The 17,141-nt window shown below is 72.5% G+C and carries 13 protein-coding genes; 4 read left to right on the top strand and 9 right to left on the bottom strand.

What is annotated here, in order from left to right:
- Positions 1-146: 146 nt before the first annotated feature.
- From AC07DW_RS05200 to AC07DW_RS05175, 6 genes are all read right to left on the bottom strand, one after another.
- Entirely contained in the window at positions 147-689 is a 543-nt protein-coding gene (locus tag AC07DW_RS05200; RefSeq protein WP_478856248.1) for a bacterial proteasome activator family protein, read from the bottom strand.
- Between the two features lie 99 nt (positions 690-788).
- Entirely contained in the window at positions 789-3,653 is a 2,865-nt protein-coding gene (locus AC07DW_RS05195; RefSeq protein WP_478856247.1) for an FtsX-like permease family protein, read from the bottom strand.
- Positions 3,650-4,399: an ABC transporter ATP-binding protein gene (locus tag AC07DW_RS05190; protein ID WP_478856246.1), complete on the bottom strand. Its 750-nt coding sequence runs from the start codon at positions 4,397-4,399 to the stop codon at positions 3,650-3,652. The genes AC07DW_RS05195 and AC07DW_RS05190 overlap by 4 nt, the downstream gene beginning before the upstream one ends.
- 313 nt (positions 4,400-4,712) lie before the next feature.
- A complete protein-coding gene (locus AC07DW_RS05185; RefSeq protein ID WP_478856245.1) occupies positions 4,713-5,342 on the bottom strand; it encodes a PadR family transcriptional regulator in 630 nt (209 codons plus the stop codon).
- Positions 5,343-5,428: 86 nt separating this feature from the next.
- The gene (locus AC07DW_RS05180; protein ID WP_478856244.1) at positions 5,429-6,115 is read right to left on the bottom strand and encodes a hypothetical protein; all 687 of its coding nucleotides are present in this window, start codon (positions 6,113-6,115) and stop codon (positions 5,429-5,431) included.
- Between the two features lie 509 nt (positions 6,116-6,624).
- Positions 6,625-8,247, bottom strand: a complete 1,623-nt coding sequence (locus tag AC07DW_RS05175; protein WP_478856243.1) for a protein kinase domain-containing protein — start codon at positions 8,245-8,247, stop codon at positions 6,625-6,627.
- A 343-nt stretch (positions 8,248-8,590) separates the two neighbouring features.
- On the opposite strand from AC07DW_RS05175, the gene AC07DW_RS05170 reads away from it, so the two are divergent.
- Positions 8,591-10,192, top strand: a complete 1,602-nt coding sequence (locus tag AC07DW_RS05170; RefSeq protein ID WP_478856242.1) for a protein kinase domain-containing protein — start codon at positions 8,591-8,593, stop codon at positions 10,190-10,192.
- 43 nt (positions 10,193-10,235) lie between these two features.
- On the opposite strand, the gene AC07DW_RS05165 is transcribed toward AC07DW_RS05170, so the two are convergent.
- A complete protein-coding gene (locus tag AC07DW_RS05165) occupies positions 10,236-11,249 on the bottom strand; it encodes a phosphotransferase (protein WP_478856241.1) in 1,014 nt (337 codons plus the stop codon).
- A 194-nt stretch (positions 11,250-11,443) separates the two neighbouring features.
- On the bottom strand, positions 11,444-12,103 hold the full coding sequence (locus tag AC07DW_RS05160; RefSeq protein ID WP_478856240.1) for a response regulator: 660 nt from the start codon (positions 12,101-12,103) through the stop codon (positions 11,444-11,446).
- A gap of 358 nt (positions 12,104-12,461) precedes the next feature.
- Here AC07DW_RS05160 and pdhA point away from each other — a divergent pair, with 358 nt between their 5' ends.
- The 3 genes from pdhA to AC07DW_RS05145 are packed head-to-tail and all read left to right on the top strand — an operon-like array spanning position 12,462 to position 16,080.
- Complete coding sequence (pdhA, locus tag AC07DW_RS05155) at positions 12,462-13,625, top strand: pyruvate dehydrogenase (acetyl-transferring) E1 component subunit alpha (RefSeq protein WP_478856239.1); 1,164 nt, start codon at positions 12,462-12,464, stop codon at positions 13,623-13,625.
- 2 nt (positions 13,626-13,627) lie between these two features.
- The gene (locus tag AC07DW_RS05150; RefSeq protein WP_478856238.1) at positions 13,628-14,608 is read left to right on the top strand and encodes an alpha-ketoacid dehydrogenase subunit beta; all 981 of its coding nucleotides are present in this window, start codon (positions 13,628-13,630) and stop codon (positions 14,606-14,608) included.
- Positions 14,609-14,637: 29 nt separating this feature from the next.
- Positions 14,638-16,080, top strand: a complete 1,443-nt coding sequence (locus AC07DW_RS05145; RefSeq protein WP_478856383.1) for a dihydrolipoamide acetyltransferase family protein — start codon at positions 14,638-14,640, stop codon at positions 16,078-16,080.
- Positions 16,081-16,178: 98 nt separating this feature from the next.
- On the opposite strand, the gene AC07DW_RS05140 is transcribed toward AC07DW_RS05145, so the two are convergent.
- Positions 16,179-17,105, bottom strand: coding sequence for a D-alanyl-D-alanine carboxypeptidase family protein (locus tag AC07DW_RS05140; RefSeq protein WP_478856237.1), 927 nt, complete (start codon positions 17,103-17,105; stop codon positions 16,179-16,181).
- Positions 17,106-17,141: the final 36 nt, after the last annotated feature.

Genomic DNA, 17,141 nt, shown 5'->3' with positions numbered 1-17,141 from the left:
CCCCGCACCCCCCCCCTTCCCCCCCCCCCCCCCCCCCCCCCCCCCCCCCCCCCCCCCCCCCCCCCCCCCCCACCCCCCCCCCCCCTCCCCCCCCCCCCTCTCCCCCCCCCCCCCCCCCGGGGCGTCGGCCGGCTCCCGGCCGGTGACTACAGGTACGGGCCGGAACGGATCGCGCCGTGGCCGCCGTCCTCGTCGTCATCCGTCGGCGCGCCCGGCGGCAGCGCCCGGCGCATCTGCTCCAGTTGGGCGCGGGCCGCCATCTGCTGGGCGAACAGCGCCGTCTGGATGCCGTGGAACAGACCCTCCAGCCAGCCCACCAACTGGGCCTGCGCGATGCGCAGTTCCGCCTCGGAGGGGATCGCCTCGTCCGTGAACGGCAGGGAGAGACGCTCGAGTTCCGCCACCAGCTCGGGCGCCAGACCATCCTCCAGCTCCTTCACCGAGCTGGCGTGGATCTCCTTCAGGCGTACCCGGCTGGCCTCGTCGAGAGGTGCCGCGCGGACTTCTTCCAGAAGCTGCTTGATCATGCTGCCGATGCGCATGACCTTCGCGGGCTGTTCGACCATTTCCGTCACCGGGACCTCGCGCGACTCGTCGTCACCGTCACCGCCGCCGAGCGCCAATCCGTCCTGTCCTACGACCAGGATCTGAGGGTTCTCGTGCGACCGTTCATTCCTCGGCATCTCCATGCCAGCCATTCTCTCGCACGGGTGCGTCATCACACGGTCTGCCCCCGTACGAGGGTGATCCACCCTCGTACGGGGGCACAACCGCCCGGACGGCCTCCGTCACGTCGCCGCGCGGCGGGCCAGGGCCCCGCGCGAGCGTGTGACCAGGGCCGCGAGGAGCGCGGCGCCCAGCGGTACGGCGATCAGCAGGGCGGCCAGCGTTCCCCACGGGATGATGATCGGCACCTGCGGCACGTCCATCAGGCCGCCGAGGTCAAGGGCTCGCTCGTACCAGGCCATCTGCTGGCGCCGCTCGGTCAGCCGCAGCCCGATCGCCGGCAGGGCGCCGGCCACCGAACCGAGCAGCACGCCCATCACGGCGACCACCCCGCACTGGAAGCCGCTCAGCGTCCGCCGCACCCGCGGCGGCGCACCGACGGCGGCCAGCGTCTTCAGGTCGGCCTCGGCGTCCGCCTGAGCCAGACCGGTGGCGATTCCGGCCGCGCCGATCGTGATCAGCCCGGCGAAGACGGTCAGCGCCAGCAGCACGACACTGTTCTCGCTCACGAAGCCCTCCTCCACATGGAGCTCGGCACCGGCGCCCGTCGTGGCGAGCTCTTCGTCGAGCTTCTGGCGCTGCTCCGTAGTCGGCATCCGGTCGGTCGAGAAGTACGCCCCGAACGGCACGGTCATGATGCCCGCCGCCTTGGCGGCGGCCGGCGGCACGATGCCGGCGAGGCCGTAGGCGTTGGTTCCCCGAGCGGCCTGGTACGCGTCGAACGACGCGACCTTCCCCGGTGCCTCCTTGCCCGCCGCCATGGCCTCCTCGGCCTTCGCGGAGTCGGTGATCAGCTTGATGCCCACCTGGCTCTCGGCGTCGACCATGGTGCGGGAGAACGCCACGACCTTGCCCTCGGCCAGCGCCTTCTCGGCCCCCGGATCCTCGATCTCCAGCACCTTCAGCAGCTTGGCGTCGGCGACGACCAGGCCGGTCTCGGTGTACGCCATGCTCGGCGTCTCCTTGCAACGCCAGTCCTGGGCGAGCTTGCGGCGCTCGGCGGTGGTGTACTTCTCGGACGGATCCGAGCCGTTGGGCGTGTACACCCACAGGGGGCATCGGTTGGCCACCGGGATGACGACCTCGTGCCGGCCGCAGCCCTCGGCGTCCCCGTACATCTCGCAGGTGGCCTTGCCGACCACGATCCGGTCGACATCGGCCCGCAGGTCGACGGGCAGGTTCTTCTGCACCGCGTCGCCCACCGCCGGGACCTCCCGGCCGCCGCCCTCCGTGACCACGACCGAGACCGCGCCGTGCGGCAGCCGCGCCTCGTACGCCGCCCGCTGCTGAGCGTCGTCGCTCGCCTGGTACGTGGCCACGGCGACCGTGCCCGCGACGGCGGCCAGCACCGCGGCGACGGCGGGAGCCGTACGCCCCCGGTTGCGCACCGCGTCCCGCAGCGCCAGGCGCGGCGACAGCGGCAGCCAGCGGCCGGTGCGCCCGAACAGGCCCACCAGGGCGGGTGTCATCGCGACGACGCCCAGCTCGGCGAGGGCGCTGCCGCCCGCCACGATGATGAACTGGTCGGAGACGACCGACCCGTAGAGCGCGATCGCGGCACCCAGCAGGGCGGCGATCAGCCCCACGACGGGCAGGACGCGGCTGCTGCGGCGAACCCCACGACGGCCCGTGAGCGAGGCGAGCACCGTCTGGCGGGAGGCGGTGACGGCCGGTACGACGGCGGCCAGCAGGCCGGTCAGCACGGCGAGCAGGCCGATGCCGAGCAGCTCCAGCGGCCGGACGTCGAAGGCACCGAAGCGCTTGCCCAGGTAATCCTCCAGCAGCGGCTGGAGCGCGAAGGTCAGCAGCAGCCCGAGCACGGTGCCCACGACGGCCGCGACGACGCCGATGACCAGGCCACCGGCCAGGACGATCGCCCTGATGTGCCGGCGGTCGCCGCCGTTGGCGCCGACCAGTCCGAGCTGGCGCCGGGATCGGCGGGCGCCGACGGCGAAGGCGGGGCCGGCGAGCAGGCAGATCTCCAGCATCGCGAGGCCGATGACGGTTCCGGCAGCGGCGAGCGCGGCGGCCTTGGCGGCGGTGCTGTCGCCGTAGTCGCCCCAGCCCTCCTGCTGGAACAGCGGCACATCGGAGTCGGCCGGCGGGTCGAGGGCGACCGCGCGCGAGACCACCATGACGCCCTTGGCGTTGGCCTCCTTCACCATGTTCCACGTGAAACCATCGGCCTTCGCCGAGTGGGGCAGGGCCAGCAGGTGCGAGGTGTTGGTGCCCGTGCCGGGCATACCGGCCGCTTCCAGAGCCTTGTCCAGCGGGCCCAGGAACGTTCCGGGCAGGGCGTTGAGCTGGTCGGCCTTGAGGTCGTCGGGCAGCTCGTACGAGCCGACGACCCGGTACTCGCGGTCGAGTCCCCGCGCGGCCACCGTCGAGCCGATGCCGAGCCCGCTGGACTCCAGGAAGTGCGAGGTAGCGGCGACTTCGTCGGCCTTCTCGGGGAACCGGCCGTCCTGGAGGGAAAGGATGCCCCTGGCCATCGGATCGGCCGCCTTGAGCTCCCGGATCTCGGTCTGGAGGATCCCGTGGGCGGTGCGGATCTTCCCCGCGCCGGTGGAGTCGATCAGGACGGCGGAGCGCGCGGGGAACGACGTGGTGACGTCCGTACGGCCCTCGGGCCACGGCTTGTTCTCGTAGTCGCCCACCGGCATGGAGTCCTCCTCCACCGGGTGCTGGAGGATCGGCACCCCGCCGTACTGGGGGTCGATGATCCGGGCGTCGGCGGCGCCGAGGGCCCGGGCCAGCTGCTCCTCGGTGGACAGTTCCGAGGTGCGCAGCGTCAGGTCGGCGGCGCTGACCCCGAGGATCGGCAGGGCGATCATCGCCAGGACGAGGAAGCTGCGCCCCTTGAAGCGCCAGGCGTCACGGCGGGCGATACGCACCGCGGCGCGCCAGGAAGAGAACCAGTTGTTCACCGCTCGGCCGTCCGGCCCGTGAGCAGGGAGTCGGCGTCGCTGCGTACGGTCTGGTCGACGACCGCGCCGTCCCGCAGGAAGACCACCCGGTCCGCCCAGGCGGCGAACCGGGGTTCATGGGTGACGAGGACGCCCGCCGCCCCCGCGTCGCAGCGGGCACGCAGCAGTGCGAGCACCGACTCGCCGGTCTCGGAGTCCAGGGCGCCGGTCGGTTCGTCGGCGAGGACGAGCCGCCGGTCGCCGACCAGCGCGCGGGCTATCGCCACGCGCTGCTGCTGGCCGCCGGACATCTCGTCGGGGAACCGGTCGGCCAGGTGGCCGAGGTTCATCTCCTCCAGTGCGGCGATCGCCTCGCGACGCGCCTTGCGGGCGGAGGTGCCGTCGAGTTCGCGCGGCAGGGCGACGTTCTCGGCGGCGGTGAGCGCCGGGATGAGGTTGTAGTCCTGGAAGACGTACCCGATGCTGCGGCGGCGCAGGGCTGCGAGCGTCTTGCGGTCGGCGGTGGTGATGTCGGTGTTCTCCACGATCACCCGGCCGGAGCTGGGGACGTCCAGGCCGCCGGCGATGGTGAGCAGCGTCGACTTGCCGGAGCCCGAGGGGCCCATGACGGCGACGAGTTCACCGGGGAAGACGTCGAGGTCGATGCCGCGCAGGGCGTGCACCTCGGTGGCGCCGGAACCGTGGACACGGGTCAGTTGCTGGAGTTGCAGCACGGGCTGCTGGGGCGAGCGTGATGACGATGACATGAAGCGGGTTCCCCCTTGGCGTACGAGCGCGGCGGCGCGGGCGTACGGAGCGGATGCGTACGGTGTCTGTACGGCGTATGCGGGTGTACGAGAGATGTGGAACGGGTGAGGTACGGAACGGATGGGAGGTGCGGGACGCGGCGCGGGGTCCGGTCGAACACCGGGACGCGCGGGGGCCCCGGAGTGGCGGTGTGCGTGGGCCGCGCGGCACGGCGGCGAGGGTCGCCCAAGCGGGGTCGCCCAAGCGGGGGCGGCCCCCGGCGGGGTACTGCCGGTCAGCGCGGGTCGGGCGGTGCGGGGCGCCGGGGGCCGGTCATGCCCCCGGGCGGGACGCCGCCCCACCCGGCTCGGGGACGCGCCGCCGTGCGGTCGACACGGCGGCACCGGGCTGCCGGGCGGTGGCGGACAGCCGGATCAAGCGGGCCTCGCAGTGGTCGAGCCACCGCGCCTCCGCCTCCGTCTGGAAGATCAGCTGTTCCAGGACGAGCAGCCATGCCACGTCGTCCCGCTCCCGCTCCGGCCCGCTCTCCAGGGTGGTGATTGCCTGCGCCTTGAGACGGGTGTAGTCCTGCATCGCCTTGACGGTGTGCCGGCGCTGCGACTGGATGACGTCCCGGATGTCGACCCCCGGCGCGCCGACGGCCATGGCGAGCTTGATGGCCAGCTCGTCGCGGGCCGGACTGGTGCGGTCGACCGGCTTCTCGAACCAGACCTTGAGTTCCGCCCGGCCGGCGTCGGTGATCGTGTAGAGCGCGTGCCCGGCCCCGTCCTCTCCGTCCTGCTCGACCAGGCCGTCACGCTCCAGGCGGCTGAGCGTCGTGTAGACCTGCCCCACGTTGAGGGGCCAGGTCGATCCCGTGCGCGATTCGAACTCCGTACGGAGCTGCGAACCGTAACGCGGACCGTGTTCGAGAAGGGCGAGGAGCCCGTGCCTGATGGACATACTCAGTATGTATACCGAGTATGCCGGCACGGACAAGAGACCTGAGGGGGAGGTGCCGCGTCCGTCCTGAGAGGGACCCCCGGGAGTCAGCGACGCCTGATGCGCAGCCCGAGGAAGCCGAGACCGAGGCCCATCATGGCCAGTCCGACGCCCAGCGTCAGGACCGGAATCTGCCGGTCAGCGAGGGTGTCGGCGGTCTGGGCGGCCGGCTCGTAGGCGGCGGCGGGCGGCGAGCGCGGCGGGTCGGCCGGCTCCGGGGACTCCGTCTCGGGTACCGCTTCGGCCTCCGGCTCCTCCTCCCAGGGCGGGCTCGGCGCTGTTGCCGTTTTGGTACGCGGGGGCCCGGCCGAGCCGGACGCCGCGCCCGGCGACGCGTCGTCGGAGGGGCTCACGGACGGGGAAGCCGGCCGCCCCGGCCGCTGCCGGCCCTCCCCGGCGGGCCGCCCGGCCAGCGAGGGCGAGGCGGGGGCGTACCGCGTCGGCCCGGCGACGGCACCGGGCGCGGTGCCGGTCGCCGTGGCGGCGCCCGCCCCGCTGCCGGCGCCCGACCGGGTGGCCGAGGGCGACACGGACGGCGCGACGGAGGGGGAGGGGGAGCGGGAGGGGGAGGGCGTTCCCGACGGCCGGTCACCGGGCCGCAGGAGGCCCGCCTCGGGCTTCACGGCGGGCTCGGTCTGCTCCGCGTACGCGGCGGGGGCGCCGCACACCGAGGACGCGGCCAGCAGCAGAGCCGCGACCGCCGTCGCACACCGTGAGTCGAGTCCTGGAGCCACCGGGTGACCCCCTCCCGTGCCGAGCCGCCAGGAGCCGCCACGGGCCCCACAACGCACTCAGCGTCACACGGGGGAAGCACCCCGGCATCCCGGGCGGCCCCACAGCCACCCACAGGAGTTACGCCATGGATTGAGCGCTCCGCTCACCCCCACGAGTCACCGGCACCCGCACACCCACCCGGCACCCACCGGCCCCGACCACCGGCCCCCGCACCGACCACCAGCCCCGCACCGATCACCGGCCCCCAACCACCGGCTCCGTGCCGACCACCAGCCGCGCGCCGACCACCGGCCCCCGCGACGCCTACCGGCTCCCGCACCGACCACCAGCCCCGCACCGATCACCGGCCCCCGACCACCGGCTCCGTGCCGACCACCAGCCGCGCGCCGACCACCGGCCCCCGCGACGCCTACCGGCCCCCGCGACGCCTACCGGCCCCCGCGACGCCTACCGGCCCCCGCGACGCCTACCGGCCCCCGCGACGCCTACCGGCCCCGCGACGGCGGGATCACTGGCCCGGGTCGCCCGTCGCCACCGTCAGCTCGAAGGTCTGGTTGCCGGGGACCACGGCGGTGCCCTCGGTCGGGAACTGGGAGATCACCTGGTCCTCGGCGAACTGCGGGTCGTCCACTTCCTTGATGTTGAACTTCCAGCCGGCGGCCTGGATGCAGCTCTTCACCGAGATGACGTCCTTGTAGGTGAAGCTGGGCGCCTGGACCTTCGACGGGTCGTCGCTGTCCTCCGAGGCGTCCGTGCACTTGGTGGTCTCCATCGTGCGGTGCCGCTCCGGGGGCTTGTGGCCGGCCTCGGGGCCCTCGGCGGACTGGCTCGCGCCGCCGCCCGCCTGCGTGCCCGGGTCCTTCTCGTCGTCCTTCATGGAGATGGCCGCGATCAGGCCGCCGATCGCGAGCAGGGCCACCGCGATCGCGCCCACGATGACCGGCATGTTGCTCCGGCCCCCGCCGCTCGACGGCACCGGTGATCCGGCCGTGGTCTGCGGGTGAGTCGCGTACGCCGGCGGGGCGGGCGTCTGGTACATCGGCGCCGGCTGGGGCTGCGCCTGCTGCGGGTAGCCGTACGACGGCGTGGGCGCCGGCGTCCCGTACGGCGGCTGGTACGGCGTCTGGACGCTCTGCGGACCCGGCGCCGGAGTGGTGTGGTCGACCGGCGGGAAGACCGCCGAGCCGACGCCCGAGCCGCTGTTCGCGTGCGGCGCGCCCTGCACGATGACCGGCGCGCCGGTCTGGCCCTGGCCCGCCGACAGCAGCCGCAGGCACTCGTCGCGCATGGCGGCGGCGCTCGGGAAGCGCTCGTTCGGGTTCTTCTTCAGCGCGCGCGCCACCAGGGCGTCCATCGCCGGGGTGATCGACCGGTTGATGGAGGACGGCGCGACCGGCTCTTCCTGCACATGGGCGTACGCGATGGCCAGCGGCGAGTCCGCGTCGAACGGGATCCGCCCGGTCAGCAGCTGGAACAGCATGATGCCGACCGAGTACAGGTCGGAACGCGCGTCCACCCCCCGCCCCAGCGCCTGCTCCGGCGACAGGTACTGCGGCGTGCCGACGACCATGCCGGTCTGCGTCATCGAGGTGACGCCGGACTGCATGGCGCGCGCGATGCCGAAGTCCATGACCTTGACCACACCGCGCTTGGTCATCATCACGTTGCCCGGCTTGATGTCCCGGTGGACCAGGCCCATCTCGTGGCTCGTCTCCAGCGCCGCCAGCACGTCGGCGGTCACCTTGAGCGCCTTGTCGGCCGGCATCGCGCCGTGGGCCTGGATGTCGGCCTGGAGCACCGACCCGAGGGGCTGGCCCTCCACGTACTCCATGACGATGTACGGCATCAGCGAGCCGCCGAGGTCGTCCTCGCCGGTGTCGAAGACCGACACGATGTTGGTGTGCTGGAGCTTGGCGACGGCCTGCGCCTCGCGGCGGAAGCGCTCCCGGAACGACTGCTCGCGCCCCAGCTCCGTGTGGAGCGTCTTGATGGCGACCTGCCGGTCCAGCGCACTGTCGTACGCCAGGTACACGGACGCCATGCCGCCTTCGCCCAGCAGGTCGCGAAGCTGGTACCGGCCGCCCGCCACCGAGCCGCCCGCATAGCGGCCCTGTGCGCCGTCCTGGCTCATGTCTTGCTCCCCCGTGCGCGCGCGTCCGTGGTGGCCGCGGTGAATCGCGGTGATCCGGTTTTACGGGCCAAGTCTGCCCGAGGGCAGTGACACGTCAAGCCGGGTGCCCGTTCCGTGACCGTACGCACAAGAAGCGTCTCGGAAGTGTTACCGGACCCGTACCGGACCGCCATGGAACGAGCGGGAGATTTGCACAGGCGTACGGGGAACCGGTTGGATGGCCGGTCAATCTCGAACCGGCGCGGCGCGCGGAGGCTGTAGCGTGACGTGACGTAGTACCCCTTAAGACACGGCGGCACACCGCACGCGCAGAGCAAGCGGACAGAAACGACGGCGAGGACTGATGGCATCCGAATCCGAGGCAGGCGGCGGCGGAGGAGCGCCGGAGTCCGCCGAGTTGGGCGCCGGTGGACTCGTCGGAGACGGCCGCTACCGGTTGACCCACCGTCTCGGCCGGGGCGGCATGGCCGAGGTGTTCGCGGCGGAGGACGTACGGCTGGGCCGTACCGTGGCCGTGAAGCTGCTGCGTGCCGACCTCGCCGAGGACCCGGTCTCCAAGGCCCGCTTCACCCGCGAGGCGCAGTCCGTCGCGGGGCTGAACCACCACGCGATCGTCGCCGTGTACGACTCCGGCGAGGACGTGGTGAACGGCCAGTCCGTGCCGTACATCGTCATGGAGCTGGTCGAGGGCCGCACCATCCGTGACCTGCTGATCAACGCGGAGGCGCCGCCGCCCGAGCAGGCGCTGATCATCGTCTCCGGTGTGCTGGAGGCCCTCGCCTACTCGCACCAGCACGGCATCGTGCACCGTGACATCAAGCCCGCGAACGTGATCATCACGCACAGCGGCGCCGTCAAGGTGATGGACTTCGGCATCGCGCGCGCCCTGCACGGCGCGCAGTCGACCATGACCCAGACCGGCATGGTCATGGGCACCCCGCAGTACCTGTCGCCGGAGCAGGCCCTCGGCAAGGCCGTCGACCACCGCTCCGACCTGTACGCCACGGGCTGCCTGCTGTACGAGCTGCTCGCGCTGCGGCCGCCCTTCACCGGCGAGACACCGTTGTCCGTGGTCTACCAGCACGTCCAGGACATCCCGGTCCCGCCGTCCGAGGTCTCCGACGTCGCCCCGCCGGAGCTCGACGGTCTGGCCATGCGGGCGCTCGCCAAGGACCCGGACGACCGGTTCCAGAGCGCCGAGGAGATGCGCGGCCTGGTGCAGTACGGGCTTCAGATGCTCCAGCAGCAGGGCAGCCACACCGGCACCTGGAACACCGGCCCGGTCGAGCTGCACGAGGGCGGCCGCACCCCGGTCGGCGGCGTCGCGGCGACCACCGCCATGGGCCACCCGACGCACGGCGACACCTCGCAGGGCCCGCTCCTGCCGCCGGCGAACCCCGACGACGGCGCCTACGCGTACGACGGCGGGCAGGGCCGCAAGAGCGGTCGCGGCAAGATGCTGCTGTTCGCGGCGCTCGCGCTGATCGCGATCGTGGCGGGTGTGGCGTACGCGCTCGACCAGACCAAGAAGCCGGCGGACGACGGCAAGGAGAAGCCTCCGGCCACCACCGCGCCGTCCAAGCCCGGCGACACCACCAAGCCCACGCCGTCGGACAAGAAGACGGACGAGAAGACCGAGGACCCGGGCGGGTCCACCGGTGGCGGCAACGGCAACAACGGCGGCAACTGGGGCGGTTGGGAGCCCGACCCGTCGCAGCCGCAGACCAACAACCCGCCTCCGCCCACCGGCGGCACGCCGTCGACCCCCGGCACCACCGAGGGCACCGACCAGGGCGGGACCACGGACGGGGGCGCCGACCAGGGCGGGACGACCGACGGGGGCGCCGACCAGGGCGGCACCACCACCGGCACCACCGACCAGGGCGGCACCACGGACGGGGGCGCCGACCAGGGCGCGACGACCACGGGCACCGGCGGCGCCTGACCGCACGGACGCGCGGGCCCCGGGGCGCACGCCCCGGCGCCGCTCACCCGGCGAAGGCGTCGCACACCGCCTCGTACTCCCGGGTCCACCAGACCGCCAGGGCCGACGCCGCGGGAAACTGCGGGTCGGCCCTGCCGTCGTGCAGCTGGTAGCGCCAGCGCAGTATCCAGAAGTCGTTCAGCCGCTCCCACCACACGCGGTGCACCGCCGCCGCCAGCTCGGCCGGCTCCGCCCCGGCCGCCCGCCGGTACGCGCGCGCGTAGGCGCGGATTTTCTCCAGCTCCAGGCCCCCGGCCGGCTGTACGAAGAAGATCGCGGCCGCCCGCACCGCCTCCTCCGCCCGCGGCTGCACACCCAGCCGGTCCCAGTCGACGATCGCGGCGGGCTCCGCGCCCCGGTAGAGCAGGTTCAGCGGGTGGAAGTCCCCGTGCACCCAGCCGCCCGCCGAGGCCGGTGGCGGGCGGCGGTGGGCGTGGTCCGCCAGCAGCCGCCTGCGCTCCAGCAGGCGGTGCTCGGCGAGCTCGTCGAAGGCGTCCCGGGTCCGGCGGGCCCGCGCCAGGGTCAGCAGCCGGTCGATGACCCGGAAGGTCTCCTCCGGGTCGGCGCTGCGGTGCCGGTGGTCGCCGTGCGGCTCCATGACCTGCTCCAGGCAGGTGTGCACCAGCCCGAGCAGTGCGCCCAGGCGCCGGGACCCGGCCGCCGAAAGCTGTGCCCCGGCCCGGTGCCGCCCGTCGACCCAGGGGTGCAGGGCGTAGCAGCGGCCGTCGATCTCCGCGACGGTGTCGCCCTCCGCGTCGGGCAGCGGCGGGGCCACGGGGACGCCGAGGGCGTGCAGGCGCTGGGTGGCGCGGTGCTGGCGGACGATGGTGGCGCGGTCGGCGGTGGGGGCGTCCAGGTGCTGCTTGAGGAAGTAGGCGCCGTGGGTGGTGGCCAGACGGTAGCCGCGGTTGAGGAGGCCCTGGGTGACGGGTACGCAGGAGAGGGGTTCGCCCGGGTCGTCGTAGCGGCGCAGGAGCGCACTCACGGGTGGGGCGGCGGTTGCAGATGAGCGCGGCACTCACCAGATGTTAGATCACGGAGCGTGGTGGTGGAGTCGCTCCTCGGAACCTTGCACTCCGGAACCGTCCGGGGAGTGGACGGTCGTCAACTCGGGCCGCCCGCGCGTGTACGCAGGGGCGAACGCGGAACCGTTCGCCCGGCGGGGCACCGGTCCCTGTGCGGGCCGTGCCGCCTCCACCTCCGCCCGGCCCGTCAGCGCCGTTCGGCCTGCAACCGGGCGACGTACGCCGCCGCCTGGGAGCGCCGTTCCATGCCCAGCTTGGCCAGCAGGCCGGAGACGTAGTTCTTGATCGTCTTCTCGGCCAGGTGCAGCCGCTCGCCGATCGCGCGGTTGGTCAGCCCCTCGCCGATCAGGTGGAGGATCCGGCGCTCCTGTTCGGTCAGGGCGGCCAGCCGGTCGTCCCCCTTCGGGCCGTTGCCGTCCCGCAGCCGCTCCAGCACGCGCGCGGTGGCCACCGGGTCCAGCAGCGACCTGCCGGCCGCCACGTCCCGTACGGCCGCCAGGAGCTCGTGGCCGCGGATCGCCTTCAGGACGTACCCGGAGGCACCGGCCATGATCGCGTCGAAGAGCGCCTCGTCGTCCGCGAAGGAGGTGAGCATCAGGCATTTGATGGATTCGTCCAGGGCGCGGACCTCCCGGCACACCTCGACCCCGCTGCCGTCGGGCAGGCGCACGTCGAGAATCGCCACGTCCGGACGGGTCGCCGGAATCCTGACCAGCGCGTCTGCCGCCGTACCGGCCTCTCCGACGACCTCGATGTCGTCCTCGACGGAGAGCATTTCGTGGACGCCCCGCCGGACGACTTCGTGGTCGTCCAACAGAAATACGGTGATTTTTCCTTCTTCGCGCACCCGATCAGTCTCACATACTGACTCTTCCCGTGCCCGGGGTGCGCGGGATAACGTGCCCCCTGTTCCGGCGGCTCACAAGGCTGTGACCAGTCATTTGTCCACCCCTTTGCGATTTACTTGGAAATCCAAGCAAAAACGCAGGTCAAAGGGGGTTTCGCAGTAATGCGGTGCACTGGGTAACGTGCCTATGACAGGGGGCTCGCCGGGGCACCTGTCACGCCTGTTCCCGGTCGAGGGCACCCACCCCGTGCACACGTACGGAGACAGGCGAGCCGCTCTCCCGAGCTCTATCGGAGTCAGGGAGAACCCCAGCCATCCCGGCGGACCCCGGGGGCCGGACAGACGGAGGAGCACGCACGTGACCGTGGAAGGCACTGCCGCGCGCAAGCCGCGACGCAGCAGTAAGCGCACCAGCGCGAGCGCGACCAAGGCATCCGGCGCCCAGAGCGCCGAGCCCCAGCTCGTACAGCTGCTGACGCCCGAGGGTGAGCGCGTCCAGCACCCGGAGTACGACATCGACCTCAGCCCCGACGAGCTGCGCGGCCTGTACCGCGACATGGTGCTGACCCGACGGTTCGACGCCGAGGCGACCTCCCTCCAGCGCCAGGGCGAGCTGGGCCTGTGGGCCTCGCTCCTCGGCCAGGAGGCGGCGCAGATCGGCTCCGGCCGGGCCCTGCGGGACGACGACTACGTCTTCCCCACCTACCGCGAGCACGGTGTCGCCTGGTGCCGCGGGGTCGACCCGACCAACCTGCTCGGGATGTTCCGTGGTGTGAACCACGGCGGCTGGGACCCCACCAGCAACAATTTCCACCTCTACACGATCGTCATCGGCTCGCAGACCCTGCACGCCACCGGCTACGCCATGGGCGTCGCCAAGGACGGCGCGGACTCGGCCGTGATCGCGTACTTCGGGGACGGTGCCTCCAGCCAGGGCGACGTCGCGGAATCGTTCACCTTCTCCGCCGTCTACAACGCCCCGGTCGTGTTCTTCTGCCAGAACAACCAGTGGGCGATCTCCGAGCCCACCGAGAAGCAGACCCGCGTCCCGCTCTACCAGCGCGCGCAGGGCTTCGGCTTCCCGGGCGTCCGCGTCGACGGCAACGACGTCCTGGCCTGCCTGGCCGTGACCCGCTCCGCCCTGGAGCGCGCCCGCCGCGGCGAGGGCCCGACCCTGGTCGAGGCGTTCACCTACCGGATGGGCGCCCACACCACCTCCGACGACCCGACCCGCTACCGCCTCGACGACGAGCGGGCGGCGTGGGAGGCCAAGGACCCGATCCTGCGGCTGCGCACGTACCTGGAGAAGCAGGGACTGGCGGACGCCGCCTGGTTCGGGGAGCTGGAGGCCGAGTCGGAGTCGCTCGGCAAGCGCGTCCGTGAGGCCGTCCGCGCCATGCCCGATCCGGAGCACATGGCGATGTTCGACCACGTGTACGCGGACGGGCACGCGCTCGTCGACGAGGAGCGCGCGCAGTTCGCCGCCTACCAGGCGTCCTTCGCGGACGGGGAGGTCAAGTAACCATGGCTGTACAGAAACTCCCCCTCGCCAAGGCGCTCAACGAGTCGCTGCGCAAGGCCCTGGAGACCGACCCCAAGGTTCTCGTCATGGGCGAGGACGTCGGCAAGCTCGGCGGTGTGTTCCGGGTGACCGACGGACTGCAGAAGGACTTCGGCGAGGAGCGGGTCATCGACACCCCGCTCGCCGAGTCCGGCATCGTCGGCACCGCGATCGGCCTGGCGCTGCGCGGCTACCGCCCGGTGGTGGAGATCCAGTTCGACGGGTTCGTCTTCCCCGCGTACGACCAGATCGTCACGCAGCTGGCGAAGATGCACGCCCGCGCGCTGGGCAAGATCAAGATGCCGGTCGTCGTCCGCATCCCCTACGGCGGCGGCATCGGCGCGGTGGAGCATCACAGCGAGTCGCCCGAGGCGCTGTTCGCGCACGTCGCGGGCCTCAAGGTGGTCTCGCCGTCGAACTCGTCGGACGCCTACTGGATGCTCCAGCAGGCCATCCAGAGCGACGACCCGGTGATCTTCTTCGAGCCGAAGCGGCGCTACTGGGACAAGGGCGAGGTCGACACCGAGGCCATCCCCGGTGAGCTGCACAAGGCCCGCACGGTGCGCGAGGGCACCGACCTGACCCTCGCCGCCTACGGGCCGATGGTGAAGCTGTGCCTGGAGGCGGCTGCGGTCGCCGCCGAGGAGGGCCGGTCGGTGGAGGTCCTCGACCTGCGGTCGATGTCCCCGATCGATTTCGACGCCGTCCAGGCGTCGGTGGAGAAGACCCGCCGGCTGGTCGTCGTGCACGAGGCGCCGGTCTTCTACGGCTCGGGCGCCGAGATCGCCGCCCGCATCACCGAGCGGTGCTTCTACCACCTGGAGGCACCGGTCCTCCGGGTCGGCGGCTACCACGCCCCGTATCCGCCGGCACGGCTGGAAGAGGAGTACCTGCCGGGCCTGGACCGGGTGCTCGACGCCGTCGACCGCTCGCTCGCGTACTGAGGAGACCCACTGTGATCCGCGATTTCAAGATGCCGGACGTGGGCGAGGGCCTGACCGAGGCCGAGATCCTCAAGTGGTACGTCCAGCCCGGTGACACCGTCAGCGACGGCCAGGTCGTCTGCGAGGTCGAGACGGCCAAGGCGGCCGTCGAGCTGCCCAGCCCGTACGACGGCGTCGTCCACGAGCTGCGCTTCCCCGAGGGCACGACGGTCGACGTCGGCGAGGTGATCATCTCGGTGAACGTCGGCGGTGACGCCGATGAGCAGCCGCAGACCGCCCAGCCCGCCGCCGCCGAACCGGCCGCCAAGGACGCCGCCACCGAGGACGCCCGGCCGGCGGGCCGCCAGCCCGTGCTGGTCGGCTACGGCGTGGCCGAGTCCTCCACGAAGCGCCGCCCCCGCAAGGGCGCCGCGGCCCCCGCGGAGCAGGCGGTCGCCCAGGCCGCCGTCCAGGGCGAGCTGAACGGCCACGCGGGCGCCGCGACCGCGGCCCCCGCCCCTTCCGCTCCCGCCTCCGCGCCGGTCGCCCCCGCCTCCGGCCAGGACCGGCCCCTGGCCAAGCCGCCCGTGCGGAAGCTGGCCAAGGACCTGGGGGTCGACCTGGCGACGGTCGTCCCGACCGGCCCGGACGGGATCATCACCCGCGAGGACGTGCACGCGGCGGTGGACCTGGCCGCCGCCTCGGTCGCCGCGCCCGCCGCCGTACCCGTACAGCCGCAGGCCACGCGGCCGGAGCCGCAGGCCGTGCCGCAGCAGGAGCGGCCGGCCGCCGGCCGCGAGACCCGCGTCCCCATCAAGGGCGTCCGCAAGGCCACCGCCCAGGCGATGATCGGGTCCGCCTTCACCGCGCCGCACGTCACCGAGTTCATCACGGTCGACGTCACCCGCACGATGAAGCTCGTCGAGGAGCTCAAGTCCGACAAGGACATGGCCGGGCTCCGGGTGAACCCGCTGCTGCTCGTCGCGAGGGCGCTGCTCGTCGCCATCAAGCGCAACCCGGAGATCAACGCCTCCTGGGACGAGGCCGCCCAGGAGATCGTGCTCAAGCACTACGTCAACCTGGGCATCGCGGCCGCCACGCCGCGCGGCCTGATCGTGCCGAACATCAAGGACGCGCACGACAAGACGCTGCCGGAACTGGCCGCCTCCCTCGGCGAACTGGTGTCCACGGCCCGTGAGGGGAAGACGACCCCGGCGGCCATGCAGGGCGGCACGGTGACGATCACCAATGTCGGCGTCTTCGGCGTCGACACCGGTACGCCGATCCTCAACCCGGGCGAGTCCGCGATCCTCGCGGTCGGGGCGATCAAGCTCCAGCCGTGGGTCCACAAGGGCAAGGTGAAGCCCCGTCAGGTCACCACGCTGGCCCTGTCGTTCGACCACCGGCTGGTGGACGGGGAGCTGGGCTCCAAGGTGCTGGCGGACATCGCCGCGGTGCTGGAGCAGCCCAAGCGGCTGATCACCTGGGCCTGACGGCCCGGGAGGCACGGGGCCTGACGGCCCGGGGCACGGACAAGGGCCCGGACGCGACGGCGCGTCCGGGCCCTTCACCGTGTCGTGCGGTGCGGCGGTCAGTCGCGCTGGGCGCCCGCCGGGAGGGAGCGCAGCTCCATCGTCCTGGCCGTGGTGGAACCGAAGCCGAAGTCCAGCAGCTTCGCCGCGTCGTTGAAGCGGTCGGGGGCGTTCAGCACGACGCCCACGTAGGTCTTGGTGCCGCGGGTGGCCGCGAAGACCAGGCACGGGCCGGCCGTCGTGCCGGTGCCCGTCTTGATGCCGACGGCGCCGCTGTAGGAGCCGAGCAGCTTGTTGGTGTTGTACCAGGTGTACGTGCGCGTGCCGCCGGTGCTGGTGGTCGCGGTGGTCTTGTACGAGGTCGCCTTGACGACGTCGCGGAACGTGGTGCTGCTGAAGGCGTGGCGCGCGAGCTTCGCGAGGTCCGGCGGGGTCGTGTAGTTGTTGCCGGCCGCCGAGATGCCGTCGAAGGAGTCGAACATCGTGTTCGTCATCCCGAGCTGCTTCGCCTTGGCGTTCATCTTGGCGATGAACGACTTGGTGCGGGCCGCGGTGGTGGTGCCGGTGCCGTAGGCGTCGGCGAGAGCGTAGGCGGCGTCGCAGCCGGAGGGCAGCATCAGGCCGGACAGCAGCTGGCGGACCGTCACCTTGTCGCCGGTCTTCAGGTCGGCGGTGCTCGCGCCGGTCCTGACGACGTAGTCGCGGTACTCCTGCTTGATGGTGATCTTGCGGTTCAGATCGACACCGGGGGTGGTGAGGACCACGATGGCCGTCGCCACCTTGGTGGTGCTGGCCATCTGGCGGCGGGTGGTGTTCGCCTTGCCGTAAATGGCCTTGCCGTCGGCCTGGTCCACCATGAAGCCGCCCTTGGCGCTGATGGACGGGATCGGCGTGGCCGCCGCGGCCGGGGCGGCGAGCGGGGAGGCGGTCAGCAGCAGACCGCCCGCGAGGGCGACCGTGGCGGTGCGGCGGACGGCCGTGTTCATCGATATCAAAGGAAAACGCTCCGAGTTCGAGTCTCG

The sequence above is a fragment of the Streptomyces sp. NPDC045701 genome (genome assembly GCF_056432045.1).
This window is presented reverse-complemented; position numbering and strand designations above follow the sequence as displayed.

Excerpts from the sequence above, each read along its gene's own strand:
- AC07DW_RS05200 (WP_478856248.1), bottom strand. The coding sequence starts at position 689 with ATGGAGATGCCGAGGAATGAACGGTCGCACGAGAACCCTCAGATCCTG.
- AC07DW_RS05190 (WP_478856246.1), bottom strand. The coding sequence starts at position 4,399 with ATGTCATCGTCATCACGCTCGCCCCAGCAGCCCGTGCTGCAACTCCAG.
- AC07DW_RS05185 (WP_478856245.1), bottom strand. The coding sequence starts at position 5,342 with ATGTCCATCAGGCACGGGCTCCTCGCCCTTCTCGAACACGGTCCGCGT.
- AC07DW_RS05175 (WP_478856243.1), bottom strand. The coding sequence starts at position 8,247 with ATGAGCCAGGACGGCGCACAGGGCCGCTATGCGGGCGGCTCGGTGGCG.
- AC07DW_RS05170 (WP_478856242.1), top strand. The coding sequence starts at position 8,591 with ATGGCATCCGAATCCGAGGCAGGCGGCGGCGGAGGAGCGCCGGAGTCC.
- AC07DW_RS05150 (WP_478856238.1), top strand. The coding sequence starts at position 13,628 with ATGGCTGTACAGAAACTCCCCCTCGCCAAGGCGCTCAACGAGTCGCTG.
- AC07DW_RS05145 (WP_478856383.1), top strand. The coding sequence starts at position 14,638 with ATGCCGGACGTGGGCGAGGGCCTGACCGAGGCCGAGATCCTCAAGTGG.
- AC07DW_RS05140 (WP_478856237.1), bottom strand. The coding sequence starts at position 17,105 with ATGAACACGGCCGTCCGCCGCACCGCCACGGTCGCCCTCGCGGGCGGT.